The sequence below is a fragment of the Clostridium sp. FS41 genome (assembly GCF_000954015.1).
Taxonomy (GTDB): Bacteria; Bacillota; Clostridia; order Lachnospirales; family Lachnospiraceae; genus Enterocloster; species Enterocloster citroniae.
In genome coordinates this window covers 35930-54223 of the sequence record NZ_JYHN01000072.1, presented here as the reverse complement: position 1 = coordinate 54223, position 18294 = coordinate 35930, and the positions used below count along the sequence as shown (strand labels likewise).

16 protein-coding genes are annotated in these 18294 nt (G+C 47.4%); 12 read left to right on the top strand and 4 right to left on the bottom strand.

The window, feature by feature from the left end:
- Positions 1 to 235 precede the first annotated feature (235 nt).
- Together uvrA and guaA are read left to right on the top strand one after the other, a co-directional pair.
- Positions 236 to 3085, top strand: a complete 2850-nt coding sequence (gene uvrA / locus CLFS41_RS24665) for an excinuclease ABC subunit UvrA (protein WP_045093814.1) — start codon at positions 236 to 238, stop codon at positions 3083 to 3085.
- A 219-nt stretch (positions 3086 to 3304) separates the two neighbouring features.
- Positions 3305 to 4846: a glutamine-hydrolyzing GMP synthase gene (gene guaA, locus CLFS41_RS24660; protein ID WP_007862771.1), complete on the top strand. Its 1542-nt coding sequence runs from the start codon at positions 3305 to 3307 to the stop codon at positions 4844 to 4846.
- A gap of 174 nt (positions 4847 to 5020) precedes the next feature.
- Here the strand turns inward: guaA and CLFS41_RS24655 are convergent, their stop codons facing one another.
- A complete protein-coding gene (locus CLFS41_RS24655) occupies positions 5021 to 5692 on the bottom strand; it encodes a nucleoside phosphorylase (protein ID WP_242856910.1) in 672 nt (223 codons plus the stop codon).
- A gap of 374 nt (positions 5693 to 6066) precedes the next feature.
- On the opposite strand from CLFS41_RS24655, the gene CLFS41_RS24650 reads away from it, so the two are divergent.
- Together CLFS41_RS24650 and CLFS41_RS24645 are read left to right on the top strand one after the other, a co-directional pair.
- Positions 6067 to 6864 (top strand): sigma-70 family RNA polymerase sigma factor, encoded by a 798-nt coding sequence (locus tag CLFS41_RS24650; protein WP_007862738.1) that lies wholly within the window; start codon positions 6067 to 6069, stop codon positions 6862 to 6864.
- 111 nt (positions 6865 to 6975) lie between these two features.
- Positions 6976 to 7233: a DUF3795 domain-containing protein gene (locus CLFS41_RS24645; protein ID WP_045093813.1), complete on the top strand. Its 258-nt coding sequence runs from the start codon at positions 6976 to 6978 to the stop codon at positions 7231 to 7233.
- A gap of 193 nt (positions 7234 to 7426) precedes the next feature.
- Here the strand turns inward: CLFS41_RS24645 and CLFS41_RS24640 are convergent, their stop codons facing one another.
- Positions 7427 to 8704, bottom strand: coding sequence for an MFS transporter (locus CLFS41_RS24640; protein WP_045093812.1), 1278 nt, complete (start codon positions 8702 to 8704; stop codon positions 7427 to 7429).
- A gap of 207 nt (positions 8705 to 8911) precedes the next feature.
- Here CLFS41_RS24640 and CLFS41_RS24635 point away from each other — a divergent pair, with 207 nt between their 5' ends.
- The 8 genes from CLFS41_RS24635 to CLFS41_RS24600 all read left to right on the top strand — a co-directional run bounded on the left by CLFS41_RS24635 (position 8912) and on the right by CLFS41_RS24600 (position 16740).
- Positions 8912 to 9700, top strand: coding sequence for an SDR family NAD(P)-dependent oxidoreductase (locus tag CLFS41_RS24635; protein ID WP_007862726.1), 789 nt, complete (start codon positions 8912 to 8914; stop codon positions 9698 to 9700).
- A gap of 67 nt (positions 9701 to 9767) precedes the next feature.
- On the top strand, positions 9768 to 10589 hold the full coding sequence (locus CLFS41_RS24630) for a GNAT family N-acetyltransferase (protein WP_045093811.1): 822 nt from the start codon (positions 9768 to 9770) through the stop codon (positions 10587 to 10589).
- Between the two features lie 289 nt (positions 10590 to 10878).
- Positions 10879 to 11772 carry a MurR/RpiR family transcriptional regulator gene (locus CLFS41_RS24625; RefSeq protein WP_007862722.1) on the top strand — a complete coding sequence of 298 codons (894 nt, stop codon included), beginning with the start codon at positions 10879 to 10881 and terminating at the stop codon, positions 11770 to 11772.
- A gap of 107 nt (positions 11773 to 11879) precedes the next feature.
- A complete protein-coding gene (locus CLFS41_RS24620) occupies positions 11880 to 12557 on the top strand; it encodes a 4-carboxy-4-hydroxy-2-oxoadipate aldolase/oxaloacetate decarboxylase (RefSeq protein WP_007862714.1) in 678 nt (225 codons plus the stop codon).
- A gap of 51 nt (positions 12558 to 12608) precedes the next feature.
- A complete protein-coding gene (locus tag CLFS41_RS29160; RefSeq protein WP_007862713.1) occupies positions 12609 to 13061 on the top strand; it encodes a tripartite tricarboxylate transporter TctB family protein in 453 nt (150 codons plus the stop codon).
- A gap of 11 nt (positions 13062 to 13072) precedes the next feature.
- The gene (locus CLFS41_RS24610; protein ID WP_007862712.1) at positions 13073 to 14590 is read left to right on the top strand and encodes a tripartite tricarboxylate transporter permease; all 1518 of its coding nucleotides are present in this window, start codon (positions 13073 to 13075) and stop codon (positions 14588 to 14590) included.
- A 76-nt stretch (positions 14591 to 14666) separates the two neighbouring features.
- The gene (locus tag CLFS41_RS24605; protein ID WP_045093810.1) at positions 14667 to 15680 is read left to right on the top strand and encodes a tripartite tricarboxylate transporter substrate binding protein; all 1014 of its coding nucleotides are present in this window, start codon (positions 14667 to 14669) and stop codon (positions 15678 to 15680) included.
- A 40-nt stretch (positions 15681 to 15720) separates the two neighbouring features.
- Positions 15721 to 16740, top strand: a complete 1020-nt coding sequence (locus CLFS41_RS24600; RefSeq protein WP_197092168.1) for a zinc-binding alcohol dehydrogenase family protein — start codon at positions 15721 to 15723, stop codon at positions 16738 to 16740.
- A 186-nt stretch (positions 16741 to 16926) separates the two neighbouring features.
- Here CLFS41_RS24600 and CLFS41_RS24595 read toward each other — a convergent pair whose 3' ends face one another.
- Together CLFS41_RS24595 and CLFS41_RS24590 are read right to left on the bottom strand one after the other, a co-directional pair.
- Positions 16927 to 17124: a hypothetical protein gene (locus CLFS41_RS24595; RefSeq protein ID WP_045093809.1), complete on the bottom strand. Its 198-nt coding sequence runs from the start codon at positions 17122 to 17124 to the stop codon at positions 16927 to 16929.
- A gap of 182 nt (positions 17125 to 17306) precedes the next feature.
- Positions 17307 to 18101, bottom strand: a complete 795-nt coding sequence (locus CLFS41_RS24590; protein ID WP_045093808.1) for a DUF305 domain-containing protein — start codon at positions 18099 to 18101, stop codon at positions 17307 to 17309.
- Positions 18102 to 18294: the final 193 nt, after the last annotated feature.

Genomic DNA, 18294 nt, shown 5'->3' with positions numbered 1-18294 from the left:
CAGAAATATAGAATTTACTCTTGCATTCTGGAATTTATAATTACATTTAAGTGCTGGAAGAAGTTCCAGGAATTTTACAATATTTTATCGAACAAGTGTTTGCAAATGGAACGCAAATGTGATATACTTACGCAAGATATTGTAACTGGATATTGTAACATTGATACGATTCACACCCGGGCGCCAAAAGGACAGGTGCCTGGCGTTCTATGCAAGAGACAAGGAGCATTTTTAGATGGCAAAGCAGTACATTAAAATCCGCGGGGCCAATGAACATAATCTGAAGAATATATCCGTGGATATACCGAGGAACGAGCTGGTGGTACTTACAGGACTGTCCGGGTCCGGCAAATCTTCACTGGCTTTTGATACTATTTATGCAGAAGGGCAGAGGCGCTATATGGAGTCTCTGTCTTCTTACGCACGCCAGTTTTTGGGGCAGATGGAGAAGCCGGATGTGGAAAGCATTGAAGGGCTGTCACCGGCTATTTCCATAGATCAGAAGTCGACCAACCGGAACCCGCGTTCCACTGTGGGGACGGTGACGGAGATCTATGATTATATGAGGCTTCTCTATGCCAGGGTGGGCATTCCCCATTGTCCCAAGTGCGGCAAAGAGATCCACAAACAATCCATTGACCAGATGGTGGACCATATCATGGCCATGCCTGAGCGGACTAAGATCCAGCTTCTGGCACCTGTGGTGCGGGGCAGGAAGGGAGAGCATGCAAAGGTGCTGGACCAGGCGCGCAAGAGCGGCTATGTGCGTGTGCGCATTGACGGGAATCTTTATGAGCTTTCCGAGGATATTAAGCTGGACAAGAATATAAAGCATAATATTGAGATCGTGGTGGACCGTCTGATCGTAAAGGAAGGGATCGAGAAGCGCCTTACGGATTCTATTGAGACGGTGATGGCGCTGAGCGGCGGCCTTATGACCGTGGATGTGACGGAGGGGGAGCCGGTGAATTTCAGCCAGAGCTTTTCCTGCCCGGACTGCGGCATCAGCATCGATGAGGTGGAGCCCAGAAGCTTTTCCTTTAACAACCCCTTCGGCGCATGTCCCGAGTGTTTCGGACTTGGGTATAAGATGGAGTTTGATGAGGACCTGATGATTCCGGACAAATCCATATCCATTGACGATGGCGCCATTGTGGTGTTGGGCTGGCAGTCCTGCACGGACAAGGGAAGCTTTACCAGGGCCATACTGGACGCTCTGGCCAAGGAGTATAAATTCAGCCTTTCCACTCCTTTTCAGGATTACCCCAAGGAAATACAGGATGTGATCCTGTACGGTACGGGAGGCAAGGAAGTCAAGGTACGCTATAAGAGCCAAAGGGGCGAGGGCGTATATGATGTGGCCTTTGAGGGATTGATTGAGAATGTGAACAGGCGCTATAAGGAGACATTTTCCGAGGCCTCCAAGGCGGAATATGAGTCCTATATGCGGATCACGCCATGTCCTGTGTGTAAAGGGCAGAGGCTTAAAAAGGAGTCTCTGGCAGTTACGGTGGGGGATATGAATATCTATCAGGCAACCAATATGTCCATTGTAAAATTCAAGGACTTTATGGACGGCCTGAAGCTGACTTCCATGCAGCAGACCATTGGCGCGTCCATCTTAAAGGAAATCAGGGCAAGGATCTGCTTCCTCATTGACGTGGGATTGGATTATTTGTCCCTTTCACGGGCCACAGGCACCCTGTCAGGCGGGGAGGCGCAGAGGATCCGTCTGGCAACACAGATCGGCTCCGGTCTGGTGGGGGTTGCATATATCCTGGATGAGCCAAGTATTGGACTTCACCAGCGGGACAATGACAAGCTGTTAAAGACCCTGATCCATCTGCGTGACCTGGGGAACAGCGTGCTGGTGGTGGAACATGATGAGGATACCATGCTGGCAGCGGACTGTATCGTGGATATCGGACCAGGTGCAGGCGAACACGGCGGACAGGTGATCGCCATGGGAACCGCCAAACAGATCATGGCCAATAAGGATTCCATCACAGGCGCATATCTCAGTGGAAGGATGGCCATTCCCGTGCCGTCTGAGCGCAGGAAACCAAGCGGATGGATCACGGTTCGGGGCGCTGCTGAGAACAACCTGAAGAACCTGAACGTGGACTTTCCGCTGGGTGTCATGACTTGCGTCACAGGAGTGTCCGGCTCCGGCAAGAGTTCCCTTGTCAATGAAATACTTTACAAAGCCCTGGCCAAAAAATTGAACCGTGCCAGGACCATTCCCGGTAAGCATAAGGGAATTGACGGGACAGAGCAGCTGGATAAGATCATTGCCATTGACCAGTCGCCGATCGGGCGTACTCCACGGTCGAACCCGGCCACGTATACAGGCGTGTTTGACCTGATCCGTGATCTGTTTGCCTCTACCGTGGATGCAAAGGCCAAGGGCTATACAAAAGGCCGCTTTAGTTTTAATGTGAAGGGCGGACGGTGTGAATCATGCAGCGGTGACGGCATTATCAAGATAGAGATGCATTTCCTTCCCGATGTCTATGTTCCCTGTGAAGTCTGCGGCGGAAAGCGGTACAACCGCGAGACCCTGGATGTAAAGTATAAGGGAAAGAGTATATACGATGTCCTGGATATGACAGTGGAGGACGCGCTGAAGTTCTTTGAAAATGTGCCCTCAGTCACCAGGAAGATACAGACCCTGTACGATGTGGGCCTGGGATATATCCGGCTGGGACAGCCGTCCACTGAGCTGTCGGGCGGTGAGGCACAGCGTATCAAGCTGGCTACCGAGCTGTCCAAGCGCGGGACGGGAAAAACCATCTATATTCTGGATGAGCCCACAACAGGGCTGCATTTTGCAGATGTGCACAAGCTGATCGACATTCTGCGCAGGCTGTCGGACGGAGGCAATACCGTTGTGGTGATCGAGCATAACCTGGATGTGATCAAGACTGCCGACTATATTATTGATATCGGACCGGAAGGCGGGGATAAGGGCGGAACGGTCATTGCCAGGGGAACGCCTGAGGAAGTGGCTGAGAACCCGGTTTCCTACACCGGCATGTACATTAAGAAATATCTTGAGGCGGGAAATAAAAAGGGAATAAAATAAATTAAAAAATTTGTCGAAATTGCTTGCTATTTGTAGTTAGGTGGCATATAATAGACATATACGAAAGATAAAGAAGAGATTGTACTATTTTGTACAATCTCTTTCAATTTATACGGAGATAAATATTTTCTGGTAAATTGGGTCATGGTATAGGGAGAGGACATTTCGGTTTAACCGTTTTGGCGGGGATATCCAGAAAAATATGGAGGAATAGATCTCATGGATAGAGAGATGATTATCGTTTTGGACTTCGGCGGTCAGTATAACCAGCTGATTGCACGCCGTGTCCGTGAGTGCAATGTGTACTGCGAAGTACATCCGTACAATATGAGCCTGGACAAGATAAAGGAGATGAATCCCAAGGGGATCATTTTCACAGGCGGCCCGGACGTGGTGTTTGAGGACGGTGCGCCGCGCTGTTCCAAGGAGATATTTGAACTGGGTATTCCGGTTCTGGGAATCTGTTATGGAGCGCAGCTTATGAGTTATCTGCTGGACGGCGTTGTGAAAAAGGCGGTTGTCAGCGAGTATGGACATACAGAGGTGGATGTGGACACGTCTTCCAAGCTGTTTGAGGGTGTTTCACCCAGGACCGTGTGCTGGATGAGCCATGGAGTATATATTGCAGAAGTACCTGCCGGGTTCAGGATCACTGCCCACACAGAGTCATGCCCGGTTGCAGGTATGGAGTGCGCGGGAAAGGATTTCTACGCGGTTCAGTTCCATCCTGAGGTGGTTCATACCAAAGAGGGGACAAAAATGCTGTCCAACTTTGTATACAATGTCTGCGGCTGCTCCGGAGACTGGAAGATGGATTCTTTTGTGGATACTACCATCAAAGCGCTGAGGGAGAAGATCGGTGACGGCAAGGTGCTGTGTGCCCTTTCCGGCGGTGTGGATTCTTCTGTTGCAGCGGTTATGCTGTCCAAGGCCATCGGCAAGCAGCTGACCTGTGTATTCGTGGACCATGGCCTGCTGCGCAAGAACGAAGGGGATGAGGTGGAAGCCGTATTCGGTCCCAAGGGCCAGTATGATCTTAACTTTATCCGTGTCAATGCCCAGGAGCGTTTCTACGCAAGGCTGAAGGGCGTGGAAGAACCTGAGGCAAAGAGAAAGATCATTGGCGAAGAATTCATCCGTGTATTTGAGGAGGAGGCCAGAAAGATCGGCGCAGTGGATTACCTGGTGCAGGGCACCATTTATCCGGATGTGATCGAATCCGGGCTGGGCAAATCCGCTGTGATCAAGTCCCACCACAATGTGGGCGGTCTTCCCGAGCATGTGGATTTTAAGGAACTGGTGGAGCCGCTGCGCCTGCTGTTTAAGGATGAGGTGCGAAAGGCCGGGCTTGAGCTGGGGATCCCGGAATATCTTGTATTCAGGCAGCCGTTTCCAGGTCCCGGACTTGGGGTCAGGATCATTGGCGAAGTAACGGCTGAAAAGGTAAAGATTGTTCAGGACGCGGACGCTATATACAGGGAGGAGATTGCAAAAGCCGGAGTGGATAAGAATCTGGGCCAGTATTTTGCGGCACTTACCAACATGCGGTCCGTTGGATGCATGGGAGATGAGAGAACCTACGACTATGCGGTTGCGCTGCGGGCTGTCCTGACCTCTGATTTTATGACTGCAGAGGCTGCGCAGATTCCCTGGGAGGTGCTGGGAAAGGTGACCAGCAGGATCGTGAATGAGGTGAAGGGCGTGAACCGGGTGATGTATGATTGTACGGGGAAGCCGCCGGCTACGATTGAGTTTGAGTAACGGACAGAACCCCGGGAATGCTGATAGAATGGGCATTTCCGGGGTTGTTTTATGCCGTTTGGCTCTAAAATGGCTCTAATTATTCTTGACACTAGAAAGTTTGCGAAGCGTACTTTCTAGTGTATGATGAATACTGGATTTGGGGTGGGTATCATGATATCTGCCTTATTTGTTTTATAGAGCAAGTCCACACTCGAATGCAAGTACCATATATTTTTCCGCATTATTTAGACCATATAAATTCAAATCTCTGATTTCCCATGTATCAGAACTTAGATTATCTGCACCATACAAGAATTGGATAAAGGGAATTTGTCGATATTTTGTAACTGCCAGCATGGAAGCACATTCCATTTCTGCGACAAGGCAGCCATCTTGTCTGCGTTCTTGAATAAGGGGGAGTGTTTCTCTGTAAATAGCGTCCGAAGTCCATGTTTTTTCTTTTACATACCGATAACCACAGCTTGATAAAACACTTTCTAATATTTGGACTGAATGTGGTTCTGCTTCAATTTCTGGCGAGGGTGCTATATAGTGATAGCTCGTGCCCTCATCACGGATAGCAGAAACGGGGATAATGATGTTATCTTTTACCTTATCATCGTCCAATACTCCGCAGGAACCGAACAAAACAAACTTTTTGGCTCCCATAGCAATAATTTCTTCAAATCTAGAGACACAAGCAGGTGCGCCTACTCTGGACAGATAAAAAGCAATATCTGTATCTTTATAACGGATTTTGTAAACGGGTATCATACCATTTGCGGTATATAGTTCTGCGATCTTTATCGGTACTGTCCAGTGAATAAAATTTTTGAATAATATTCTCTGAAAACGTGGAAACACATATCTCCGGGAAATTATCAATTTTTTTTCGTTGTATCGGACGGGCTGAATAAAGCTGGTTCCGAAATATTTGTTCGTTGAAATATTGTGTTCAAGCTATTTACCTCCTCGCTAATTTTCTGGATATAACTTGACAGAGATACCAGATGCTCCCTTTTTCACAATTCTATTTGTATCAACTAAATGTTGCTTAATCTGTTCGCAAGTCTCGTTCATCTGTTCCAATTCTTTATTAAATGCTTCCTCACTTGGAAAGAAGTATTTTGAGGCTCACAATAAAACATTCATAGACCAGGATAGTAAAATATAAATGGAAAAGGTTGAAATATAAGATATGATGAATGTTAATTTGAACATAAGTGAGGACCCCACCCATGGAAAACCACAACTCCCCCCTAATTGAAACTATCATAAACAACTACGCCCCCTACATCTTCAACCTCTCCCTGAAGCTGACAGCTGACCCGGACAAAGCAGAGGATCTGGCCCAGGACACCTTTATCAAAGCATGGATTCATATAGCTGATTTAAAGAATGAGGCTGCCATTAAAAGTTGGCTTCGTACCATCTGCATCAATGAGTTCCGCATGATGATAAGGAAAGAAAAGCGTGAAGCCACAACCTACATAGAGAGTGTGGAAGAACTGGAGAGGGACGGAACGCTATTGGCGGATTATCCCCCTTTGATCATGGATGAGGTCCGGGCTTCGGAGGAGGTGGCTAATCTGCGCAATGGCTGCTTCCTGGCCATGACAAGGAAACTCACATTGAACCAGAGAACGGTATTTTCACTAATTGATATGTTTGGCCTGCCGATAGGGGAAGTGTCACAACTTCTGGATCTGACGCCCAAAGCAGTCAAGGGTCTGCTCTACCGTGCCAGGATGAACCTGGAATCATTTTTTCAGGGACATTGCAGTTTTGTGGATATCAGCAACCCCTGTAAATGTACTGCGTGGATGGAATTTATGAAGGACAGAAATACATTTCAGGAAAAATTAAGGCAGAAAAAGGAATATCTGGATTATAAGGAAAAAGGATATGTCCACGATCCTGATACGAGCCAAAAGATATTGTATTATTACCGCAACATGCCGGAACAAAGGCCGCCTCAGGAATGGTTTGAAGGGCTGATCACTTTGATGGAAGATTGCTATAAAGGTTATAAATGAAATATGCAATAAAAATTCCAATTAAAAAGTTTGCATTACCCGGGACTTCTGCCAAGAAACTTCATCTTCTATTATGCAAAGGAAAATACCAGAAGAAAAGAGGAATGGAATATGTTTCAATCAAGATGTGGTGTATGCTGTGATATATGTGAGAGAAAGGATGCGGTCAGCTGTAAAGGGTGTATCAATATGGATGGGCCTTTTTGGGGAGGGGTCTGTGAGGTGAAATCCTGTTGTGAATCCAAAGGACTGAACCACTGCGGCGAATGCGGAGACTTTCCCTGTAACGTATTGTCCAATATGGGGGTGGAGGAAGGATATGACCCTGCTGTGAAGATAGAGCAATGCAGGCAATGGGTACTTGAGTGAGTATATTGCCAGTTTCACGGAATCGGCTGATACTGCCATGTATTGCCGGTCACAGCCAAACTTTAGATCCAAAACTAACATATGACACGGAACGTTTCATGTAAAAAGCCCGGGGGCTGGCCTCCCGGGCTGGATTTATGCACATAGGATCCTCATCCATTGCCATGGCATCGAAGCCGCAAACCAACATTTCTCATTTCTTCCACAATGCACATCCCGCCTGGGTGCACCTGTTTTTCCATCCCAAGGTAATGCTTAACAATGCAATCACCAACAGGCAGAGCATTGCGGCAAGCACGGTTTGATAACTCTCTGTCAGGTCAAAGATAAATCCATACGCAGGTATCAGGACAATAGAGGATATGGGAGCTCCCATGAACAGCTTGGCAAAGATTTTCTCATAGTCAGTGCGCCCGTAAAATTTCAGTGTCAGGATAGGAGCCAGGACCATGATGCTTGAGCTTACCAGCCCGTGTAAGAAGGCTGACAGGCCAAATATGCCAAACCCATTTCCGCTGAACAGGAATCCGAAAATGGATAAAAAGCCGATTCCGATCATTCCATAACATGTTTTCAGGCTGCCGATCCGGTCACTGATGATACCGATGGCAATGGAGCCGATGGCGCTGCCCACGGAAGCCAATGCAAGTGCTTTTCCTGTCTGGCTTGGGGTGTAGCCCAGCAGGGAGCCATAGTTTGGAATATGCTGGGAAAAGACGCCGATGCCGGTTATGGAGATCATAAACAACAGCAAGAGGGCAAAGGAGATGGAGTAAATGGCTGTTTTTTCCGGAATCTCAACCGTTTCAACCGTTTCAGTGGCTTCTCCGGATCCTGCTTTGCCCTGTTTGGAAGGCCGGATATCGGCGCCCAGGGGGGAGAGATGTTTATCCTCCGGTTTGTTGCGGAGAAGGATCAGTGATGTGAGGATTACAACAAGAAAAGCCGCTCCGCCCATGAGAAAATAGGCGGTCCTCCACCCCTGGCGGAAAATGATATTGGATGCGGCAGGCTGCAGTACTGCTCCGAATAATCCCACAAAGGCCATTTGGATCCCCATCATCAATCCCGCATTTTTTGTAAACCACCGGTTGATCAGGATGGGGCCCAGCAGGCTGACTAAGATGGTTGCGCCCATAGCGTAAGGAATGGACAGGATATACCAGCCATACACCTGGTTTAATAAACCGAACGCCATAAAGGAAAGGGTCTGAAGCACAGCGCCTGCCACAGCCATCACCCGGATATCATACCGGTTGATCAGCGTTCCGGCAAAGGGCAGCCAAAAGACCATGACAATGGAGGTGATGCTGAAGTAGATAGACAGTGTACCGATTCCCACATCCAGTTCCTGTGAAACAGGAGGCAGGAATAGGCCGGAGGTGGTGTTCAGTCCGCCTCCCGCAAAACCACGGATTAAGATAACGCCCAATAATATGAACCATGCATAATGTATGTTCTTTTTTTTCATAGATTCCCGCCTCTCTTACCATCGGAGAGTGCCTGAAATTTTGGCTTCTGCTGTCTGCCCGCCTTGTCTTCTGACACATCCCGGTATAGGATCTCAGGATTATTTTCCTCTTCTGTTTCATTTTTATTCCTGCTATGAAGACAAAGGGAATAAATTAAGACTTTATCCAAATACTATTCGCGATGAATAGATAAGGATGGTGAATTTATGAAAAAACTGGAAAATAGGGTGGCATTGGTCACCTCTGCCACAAAGGGAATTGGACTTGCGTGCGCTCTGAAACTGGCTGAAGCCGGTGCCAGCGTCTACATGGGAGTGCGCAGGCTTCAGGCAACCCAGGAAATATGTGATGAATACCGTGAAAAGGGATATAAAATGGTTCCGGTTTATTTTGATGCCACGGACAGATCAAGCTATCAATCCATGGTGGAGGAGACCGTCCAGGAAGCCGGTCAAATTAATATTCTTGTAAATAATTTTGGCATTGGAAGACCGGCAGAGGACCTGGATCTGGTCAGCGGCAGTGAGTCGGCTTTTTTTGATATACTGGACCTGAACCTGGGAAGCGTTTACCGCATATCCAAGCTTGTGGTCCCGCACATGCTTAGGGCGGGCGGCGGTTCCATTGTGAATATTTCCTCCATCGGGGGAATGATCCCGGATATCACCAGGATCGGCTACGGTGTTTCAAAATCAGCAATCAACAATATAACCCAGCAGATCGCCGTGCAGTTCGCCCGCCGGAACATCCGCTGCAATGCAGTTCTGCCGGGCCTTACTGCCACGGATGCGGCTTTGGAAAACATGCCTGAAGAATTCCTGAAATCCTTTCTGTCCCACATCCCCTTAAACCGGATGGGAACTCCGGAGGATATTGCAAATGCGGTCCTTTTCCTTTCTTGTGATGACTCCGCATATATAACAGGACATATTTTGGATGTTGCGGGAGGATATGGGATCGGAACCCCGCAGTATGGGGATATGATGAGAAAATAGTGCTATCTTTCTTAGATATCTTCCATTACAATAATCTGTAGAAAGATGAGAGAATGGGAGATGTTTTATGATCATAAAATTAACCGATCCGGAGCAGGCCGGGGATATTTTTGCCCATTGGGATGAAACCATCATCTGGTCCTGCCTGCAGAATATAATGGGAGACATATATGCTGTGTATAATGGGAAGTCTCAGGAGACTCCCGGATCAGCCATGGCTTTTCTTGGGGATTTTTGTTTCCTTGCAGGTGTTCCCTCCAGGGAACTGGTGATGTTCAGGCCGGACGGCTGCGGACCGTATATCATAATGGTTCCCCAAAATGACGGCTGGGCACAGCTGATCTGGGATTGTCACAGGGACAATGCAAAGAGGATCACCCGGTATGCGATCAAAAAAGAACAGGATGTATTTGATAAAGAAAAGCTGCACCGGGCAGTCTCTTCCCTGCGGCCCGGCTTTTCCCTGAAAATGATGGATGAAGAGCTTTATCATCTGTGCAGGTCCAGGGAGTGGAGCAGGGACCTGGTGTCCCAATATGCAGATTATGAAATGTACCGGAAACTTGGCATTGGAGTGGTTGCCCTAAAAAATGGGCAGCCGGTTTCCGGTGCATCCTCCTATGCGACTTATAGAGGCGGCATTGAAATCGAGATCGACACCAAGGAAGAATACCGGAGAAAGGGCCTGGCGTACGCATGCGGGGCAAAATTGATTCTGGAGTGCCTGGAACAGAATCTGTATCCCAGCTGGGACGCCCATAACATGTGGTCGGTTGCACTGGCTGAAAAGCTTGGTTATCATTACGACCATGAGTATACGGCATTTGAACTATATACAGACGAGAGTGCCCCCATTTTCGCATGGGATGTCCTGAACAGTTACAAATAAAATATGAAAATAACTATTTGATATCTAAGAGATCCCGCCGGCCGGCAAATTGGGCTTGGTGGGATTTTTATGTTTAAAAGTTGTACGTGAAAAGATTTTCACCCAGTATTTATAAAAAGGTCCGTGAAGTTATGCATGTTGCATAATAAAGTCTAAATAAATTGTATGATTTTATTATTGACCCGCAGGAACATTTTGGTATAATAAAAATAGTTTCAGAAACTTAAATAAAATATGAAAAATTTTTCATCAACAGAATTACGAAAAAAAAAGGAAAGGTGGGGATCAAATGGTAAAGGATGTTGAGGAATACGTATCACGGATAAGAAGCAAGTACAGCGTTATGAGTGAGTCAGAGAAGAAAATTGCAGATTATATTTTAAGCAATGATTTTGTAAATGAGGACAGCAGCATTAATAATTTGGCGGCAGCCACAGGAACCAGTGTTTCAACCGTGGTTAGGTTCTGTAAAACTCTAGGATTTAAGGGTTATGCAGAGTTTAAATTTTATTGTCAGAAGGGTATCCTGTCTCCTCTGAGCGGACAGATTGAGATCAGTAACCATGACAGTGCCGGGACGATCAAGCAGAAGGTGGCTGAATTTTCCAAGAACGCCATTAATAACAGTATTTTATACACGGATAATCAGGAAATTGAAAGAGCCATCAATGCATTGTCCAGGGCAAGACAGATCCTGGTATGCGGGGAAGGCAGCGCCAGCGGGATCGCACTTCTTGCAGTCAATACATTCATGAATCTGGGTATACCCAGCTATACCATCCAGGACCCTCTGGCGCAGATCAGAACCGCTTCCTTTTTAGGGGAACAGGACGTGGTGATTGGAATTACAAACTGCGGTTACATCAAGGATGTGGTGGATACATTGGCGGTGGCAAAGGAAAATGGAGCAACCACCATCTGTATTACAGGCCTTAATGATTCCCTTGTAACCAAGTATTCCGATGTATGCCTGTGCACCACCCACCGGGATAACCAGAGTCCCCTGGATCTTCCCACCACCACCATCTGCCAGATGATCACACTGCACACACTTCAGATTGGCTATATTGTCAGGAACAATGCAGATATAGAGGAAAATGTAAAGAATATGCATCAGGTATCTGAATTAAAACGGTATGATTTTGCAGTTGGTTCCATCAGTAAGGAGCGTGTGAAATTCTAGGCCGTGTCCGGAAGTTTATTTTCCCCGGGGTATTTCCATACAGGAATGATCCTGCTCCGGGAGCATACTCCGGACACGCCTGACCATAAGAGAGGAGCAGCAATCATATGTTTGATATCATTAAAAACTACGAAAAGGTAAGCCAGGAACTTGTAGAAAAGTTCTCTAAATTAGAAGAGAGTGCATCCATTAATGAGTGTATGCAGGTCAACGGGGCAATGAACCACGATATACGTCCGGTATGGCCAGGTTCCAGAATGTGCGGAACCGCATTGACTGTTTGTGCCAGAGCAGGTGATAACCTGATGCTTCACAAGGCCATTTCCATGGCTAAACCAGGAGATGTGATCGTTATCACCTGTGACGGTTTCCAGGAATCCGGCGGTATGTGGGGCGGGATCATGAGCAATGCTGCCCAGACCATGGGAGCGGCAGGAATGGTGACGGATGGAAGTGTCCGGGATACCATGATGATGAAAGAGATCAATTTTCCGGTATTTTCAAGAGGCATTGGTGTAAAGCGTAGCACCAAGGCATTGGGCGGCACCATCAACCATCCCATTGTTGTGGGTGGTGTTCTGGTTCATCCCGGGGATCTGGTTTTTGCGGATAATGATTCCGTGGTTGTGGTTCCAAGGGAGCAGGCGGAGGAGATCTACGAGCTTGCGGTTGCCAGGGAACAGCATGAGGATAATACACTGGTAAAGGCAAAGCTGGACGGCACCGTAACCTTCCAGACCTTTGAGAAGGAATTCCGGGCGCTTAATCTGAGCGAAGAGTGCTGATACTGCCTCATGGATTAGGGGTATGGATACTTACCCGGAAAGGAATGGAATATGAATAAGCAAGTATACAGGCAGGATATGATTGCTGCCGTAGTTATCATAATGGTTGGTGTTGCAGCGTTTGTATTGTCACTGGTTATGCCGGGTAAGGCGTCCATGTTTCCCAAAATTGTTTCTTCCGGCCTAATGGTATTGGGTGTTCTGCTGATATTTGACAGTATAAGGAAGATCAGAAAGGATGTGCCTACCGATGAGGAGCCGGCCAGGCTGGGTGAATTTCAGAGTCCGGTCATTGTGCTGGCCCTGCTGATCCTCTATGTACTGGCGGTGATCTATATCGGATTCTACATTTCCACGCCTGCTATGCTGGTCATTTACATGTATTTTATGGGCATCAGGAATATTAAAACAATTTTAATTACAACAGCAGTGGTCATGGCCTTTGTATACTGCCTGTTTACACTGCAGCTGGGTGTGCCTCTTCCGGCAGGGATCCTGGGTTAGGAGGGAATATGATGGGGATTATACAAGAACTATTTACAGTACAGTGTCTGATCGCTTTAGTTGCAGGCACCGCAGGCGGACTTCTCATCGGAGCGCTGCCCGGACTCAGCGCAACCATGGGAATGTCCCTTCTGATACCTATTACATATGGAATGGAAACTGCTCCGGCCATGATTATGATAGCGGCTGTTTATGTTTCGGCTGTGTATGGAGGAAGTTTTTCCGCAATCCTGATCCATACGCCGGGAACTCCTGCTTCCGCTGCGACAGCCATTGACGGATATGAACTGACTAAGCAGGGAAAGGGCCTGAAGGCCGTGGGAGTATCCAGTATCAGTTCCGTCACAGGCGGTGTGATCAGCGCAGTGGCCCTGCTTTTTCTGGCGCCGCAGCTTGTAAAGGTATCGCTGATGTTCAGTTCACCGGAGTATTTCCTGATCGCAATCTTTGGTTTGACCATTGTGGGAAGCCTTTCCGGAGGCAACATGCTCAAGGGACTTGTGGCAGCGGTATTCGGACTGCTGCTGGGAATGGTAGGCATGAATATTTTCCCGTATGCAAGGTATTCGTTCGGAAACCTGAACTTGGCCAGCGGAATACAGCTGGTGCCGGCTATGATTGGATTGTTTTCCATTTCCCAGGTCCTGATCCAGTCAGAAAAACTGAATGACGCCATCAGGAAAAAGGGAAAAGCAGATGATGAACTCAATCAGCAGATTGAAAATGCAAAAAATATGAAGGGAAGCTTTTTCCCGACCAGAGAAGAAATGCGCACCCTGCTTCCCGTTATGTTGAGAGCATCTGTTCTGGGAATATTTGTAGGCATCCTGCCGGGGGCCGGCGGCGATATCGGATCCTGGGTTGGCTATAACGATGCAAAAGCCCAGAGCAAACACAAGGAAATGTTTGGAAAAGGGAGCTTGGAAGGAATCGCAGGATCTGAGGCGGGTAATAACGCGGTATGCGGAGGCGCATTGATTCCCGCATTGACCCTTGGCATACCTGGAAGCGGAGCCGCAGCAGTGCTTCTGGGAGCCCTGACCGTTCAGGGATTTGCCCCGGGCCATGACCTGTTTAATAAATACGGTTCTATAACATATGCGATTTTGATCGGTTTTCTGCTGGCAAATATCCTCATGGGAATTTTTGGGTTTCTCATTGCAAAAAGGGCGGTAAAGCTGGCAGCCATGCCTCTGGGGATCCTTCTTCCCGTTATTATGCTGCTGTCAGTCATTGGTTCATTTGCAATCAGAAACAATGTATTTGATATTTTTGTAATGTTGTTTTTTGGAGTGGTGGGTTATCTGATGAGGAAGATCAATATGCCTGCAGCCCCCGTGGTCCTGGCATTAATATTAGGTCCTATGGCGGAGCGTAACCTGATCAATTCCCTTCAGATGGTAAAGGGGAATGTATTTACTTATTATGGTTCCAGGCCCCTGTGCTGGCTGTTCGGACTTTTGATCATCGGCTCATTGGTATCGCCGATTATTTCGTCCAGAATGAAGAAAAGAAACGTAGACTCATAGAATATGTGAACTTGCAGATTATGTGACTTTATGAGTTATGTAAACTCATGGTCATGCGGAATAAAGGAGAATGGTTATGAAGAAAAACAGATTATTAGCAGCAGCATTATGTCTGGCTATGGCATTGACCGCAGGGTGTTCCCAGGATAAGAAACAGGAGACGGATACTACGGCAGCAGCTGTTTCATCAGCAGCCGGAGAGGAAAAGGGGAGTTATCCTGTTCCTAAACTCACATTTTTATGCCCGAGTGATGCGGGCGGGGCAATGGACAACAATACCCGTTTCCTGGCGCCCTACCTGGAAAAGCATCTGGGGGCATCTGTGGACGTGATTAATATGGGGGGAAGCGCGTGTTGGGTAGGCTGGAAACATTTGACAGAATCTCCTACTGACGGCTCCATGATCTCCTATGCAAACTTCCCCAATATGCTGACAGGATACCTGGACCCGGCGGCATCCATTGGGATGGACAGGACCAACTTCGAGTTCCTGGCCCTGTACACGTCAGATGACAATATCATCATGGCTAAAAAGGATGAGACAAGGTTTAAAGATGCCAAGGAATTTTTTGAATATGCTAAAAATAATATTGTGACCATTGGTACTGCGGGGGCCAGGACGGATGATGCGGTGGCGGTTGCCATGCTGGAAAAGGAACTTGGGTTTGAATTCCAGCATGTGCATTATCAGAATTCCGCAGAAGGATTTGCAGCAGTCATGGGCGGACATATCGATGTTCTCATGGGTAATGTGAGTGAGGCTGTTAACAAGGGTGAAGAGATTATGCCGGTTGTGGTATTGTCCCAGGAGCGGAGCGAATATTTGCCTGATGTCCAGTGCACCTATGAAAATGATATCAAGGTAGCTGCATCCTCCAGCCGTGGCGTGATCGCAGCAAAGGGGCTGGATCCCGCTGCCAAAGAGGCACTTCTGAAAGCGCTGAAAGCAACCATGGAAGATCCGGATCAGCTGGCAGAAGCAAAAAAACAGGGAATTGCTGTAACACCTATCTACGGTGATGACTTTGAACAGTGGATGGAGCAGCAGGAGGAGTCGATCAAGGGAATCTTTGATCTGTTGGACGAATAATAAAAAAGACTGCATAAAATGAAATTCTTTGGAGGCTATGATGATAAAAGCGATTAAATTTGAAAAACCATGGGATGTGGCCTGTGTGGAAAAGGAAATGCCGGTGCCGAAAAAGGGGGAAGCCCTTATACGGGTAAGATCAGCGGGGATATGTGGTTCTGATATTGGAGCATACAGGGGGACCAATCCCCTGGTATCCTATCCCCGGGTCATCGGACATGAGATTGCAGGTGAGATCATTTCCATATCAGAGGATAACCGGGGACAGCTGAAGCCGGGTGACCATGTGATCGTGGATCCCTATTTATACTGCGGCCACTGCTATCCATGTTCCATTGGAAGGACCAACTGCTGTACGGATCTAAAGGTTCTGGGAGTTCATGCTGAGGGAGGTATGGCGGAATATTTTGTCCATCCTGAGAACATGCTGGTCAGACTTCCGGACGATATGCCATGGGATTTAGCTCCCATAGCGGAACCTCTTACCATAGCCCTTCACGGTATCCACAGAGGAGGATTAAAAGCAGGAGAATATACTGCGATCATCGGAGCCGGCCCCATCGGAATGCTGGCTGCCATGACAGCCCTTGCTTACGGCGCAGAGCCGATTATGATTGATTTGGTGGAAGAACGGCTTTTGCAGGCAAAGCAGCTGGGAGTCAGGTACACCATTGATTTAAGAAAAGAAAATGCAGAGGAAAAGGTCAGAGAGTACACAGGCGGGAACATGGCCCATCTGGTAATGGAATGCTCCGGCGCAAATGCAGCCGTCAGGTCCACTCTTGACTTGGTGTGCAATGCGGGCAGGATAACCCTGACAGGATGGCCGAAAAATGAAACCCCTCTCCCTACCGATGTGATTACCAAAAAGGAAGTGGACATTCGCGGGGCCAGGACCAGTGCCAATGAATTTGAGGAGGCGATCCGGCTGATCCATTCCGGGCAGGTGGACGCAAGACAGATCCTGACTAAAACCGTAAGCCTGGATGAGGCTGCAGATACCATAAGGGATATTGAAAAAAATCCCGGAAATTATATGAAGGTAAATGTGATGATATAGCTCGATCTTCAAATTCCCCCGCCTGTGGGGCGGCCGGATGAAAGAGCGGTTACGTTCTCTCATCCGCGGCAGTACTAAAATGCAGAAAACAGCAGACGCCCTACATTTAGTAACAGATGTATTCAGTGACAGATGTATTCAGTGACAGATGTATTCGGTGACATATGTATTCAGTGACAGATGTATTCAGTGACACATGTGTTCCGGAGACAGGGACGGTGTTTCCGGAGTGATGATGATCTGATCTGCCAGGATCTTCACCCGGCATAGCTGTCCCGGGAAAAAGTTGGCCATGATCAGATATTCAAAGTCAGCGCCGTAGTTTTGGATACATTCCTGGGTAATTCTGAAAAGCCATTGTCCGATTACCATTTCTTCATCCATAGAAGGCTCCTTTCAAGTTGGTCTTATGGGTCGGTTTTTGTTAAGTAAAATCAGAATAGCACAAGGGTGGGGGGAAAGTAAATTAAGATATCGTAAAAAAATGATTTGGTGTTAGTATAAAAAATATCTCCGGAGAGGGCTGTGTGAATGCCTATTTCCGGAGATATATTTGGGTTTGCTGATTATTTCTGAATCAGCTTCTGCATTTGTTCTATTTCTTTTTCCTGAACATCGATGATTTCCTGTGCCAGCTGTTTTACCTCTTCCTCATCCGTATAGTCCAGGATGTCCTTGGCCATGTCCACGGCCATCTGGTGATGCATGATCATGCCCTCGGCAAAAGCCTGGTCAATGTTGTCAACGCCGGAAGGATTAATGTGGTGTGACATGGAATCATCAGAAAACATTTCGCTGTATTTTGCCAGGTAGGCATCTTCCTTATCCTGGTTTTTCTTACCTTCTTCCTCATATTTTTTGATCAGGTCATTCATCTGCACCAGTTCTTTTTTCTGAGCCGTAATGATGTCCTGTGCCAGGGTCTGCAGATCAGATACCTCTCCGCCGTAATTCAGGTAGCTCTCCGACATTTTAATGGCCGCCTCATGGTGGGGGATCATGCCTTTGAGAAAGTCAATGGAAGCACTTCCGGATTTTTCACGGATCATCATGTCCTCCATCATGTTCATCATGATGGAATCCTGTTCCGTGAGATACCGGCTCAGATCATCTGTACCGGCTGCCTGGCCGCCATGGGAAGAGTGGTCCATGTGGCTGTCGGACATGGAACTGCCCTGGGCTGCCTGATCACCTGAACCCATGGAAGCATTGCTGTCCGCGGTCACGCCGCTTTCAGAGGTGGTGCCGGTCTCCTGACCGCTGTCGCTTTTTTTGTTCATGGCAGCTGCAGCAGCTACAATGATGATGATCAGTGCAACACAGATTCCGATAATCCATAAACGCATATTCTTGTTGTTCATAATTTAAGTCTCCTGTAAATGTTTAATGGGTGGTTTTATAATAGAATGGTCTTATTATTTGTTGTTTTCTGGAAAATATACCAGCAGGGGAAAATGGAGGAGACTTGGAGAGTGCACAAAGGAATCCGGGAGGAAACATAAAAAAAATATTTATCCGGGCTTTGCTTTGTGATAGACTAGTATCATGCATCAA

Excerpts from the sequence above, each read along its gene's own strand:
- CLFS41_RS24645 (WP_045093813.1), top strand. The coding sequence starts at position 6,976 with ATGTTTCAATCAAGATGTGGTGTATGCTGTGATATATGTGAGAGAAAG.
- CLFS41_RS24635 (WP_007862726.1), top strand. The coding sequence starts at position 8,912 with ATGAAAAAACTGGAAAATAGGGTGGCATTGGTCACCTCTGCCACAAAG.
- CLFS41_RS24630 (WP_045093811.1), top strand. The coding sequence starts at position 9,768 with ATGATCATAAAATTAACCGATCCGGAGCAGGCCGGGGATATTTTTGCC.
- CLFS41_RS24650 (WP_007862738.1), top strand. The coding sequence starts at position 6,067 with ATGGAAAACCACAACTCCCCCCTAATTGAAACTATCATAAACAACTAC.
- CLFS41_RS24600 (WP_197092168.1), top strand. The coding sequence starts at position 15,721 with ATGATAAAAGCGATTAAATTTGAAAAACCATGGGATGTGGCCTGTGTG.
- CLFS41_RS24610 (WP_007862712.1), top strand. The coding sequence starts at position 13,073 with ATGGGGATTATACAAGAACTATTTACAGTACAGTGTCTGATCGCTTTA.
- CLFS41_RS24590 (WP_045093808.1), bottom strand. The coding sequence starts at position 18,101 with ATGAACAACAAGAATATGCGTTTATGGATTATCGGAATCTGTGTTGCA.
- CLFS41_RS24625 (WP_007862722.1), top strand. The coding sequence starts at position 10,879 with ATGGTAAAGGATGTTGAGGAATACGTATCACGGATAAGAAGCAAGTAC.
- CLFS41_RS29160 (WP_007862713.1), top strand. The coding sequence starts at position 12,609 with ATGAATAAGCAAGTATACAGGCAGGATATGATTGCTGCCGTAGTTATC.
- guaA (WP_007862771.1), top strand. The coding sequence starts at position 3,305 with ATGGATAGAGAGATGATTATCGTTTTGGACTTCGGCGGTCAGTATAAC.
- CLFS41_RS24605 (WP_045093810.1), top strand. The coding sequence starts at position 14,667 with ATGAAGAAAAACAGATTATTAGCAGCAGCATTATGTCTGGCTATGGCA.
- CLFS41_RS24595 (WP_045093809.1), bottom strand. The coding sequence starts at position 17,124 with ATGGATGAAGAAATGGTAATCGGACAATGGCTTTTCAGAATTACCCAG.
- uvrA (WP_045093814.1), top strand. The coding sequence starts at position 236 with ATGGCAAAGCAGTACATTAAAATCCGCGGGGCCAATGAACATAATCTG.
- CLFS41_RS24620 (WP_007862714.1), top strand. The coding sequence starts at position 11,880 with ATGTTTGATATCATTAAAAACTACGAAAAGGTAAGCCAGGAACTTGTA.
- CLFS41_RS24640 (WP_045093812.1), bottom strand. The coding sequence starts at position 8,704 with ATGAAAAAAAAGAACATACATTATGCATGGTTCATATTATTGGGCGTT.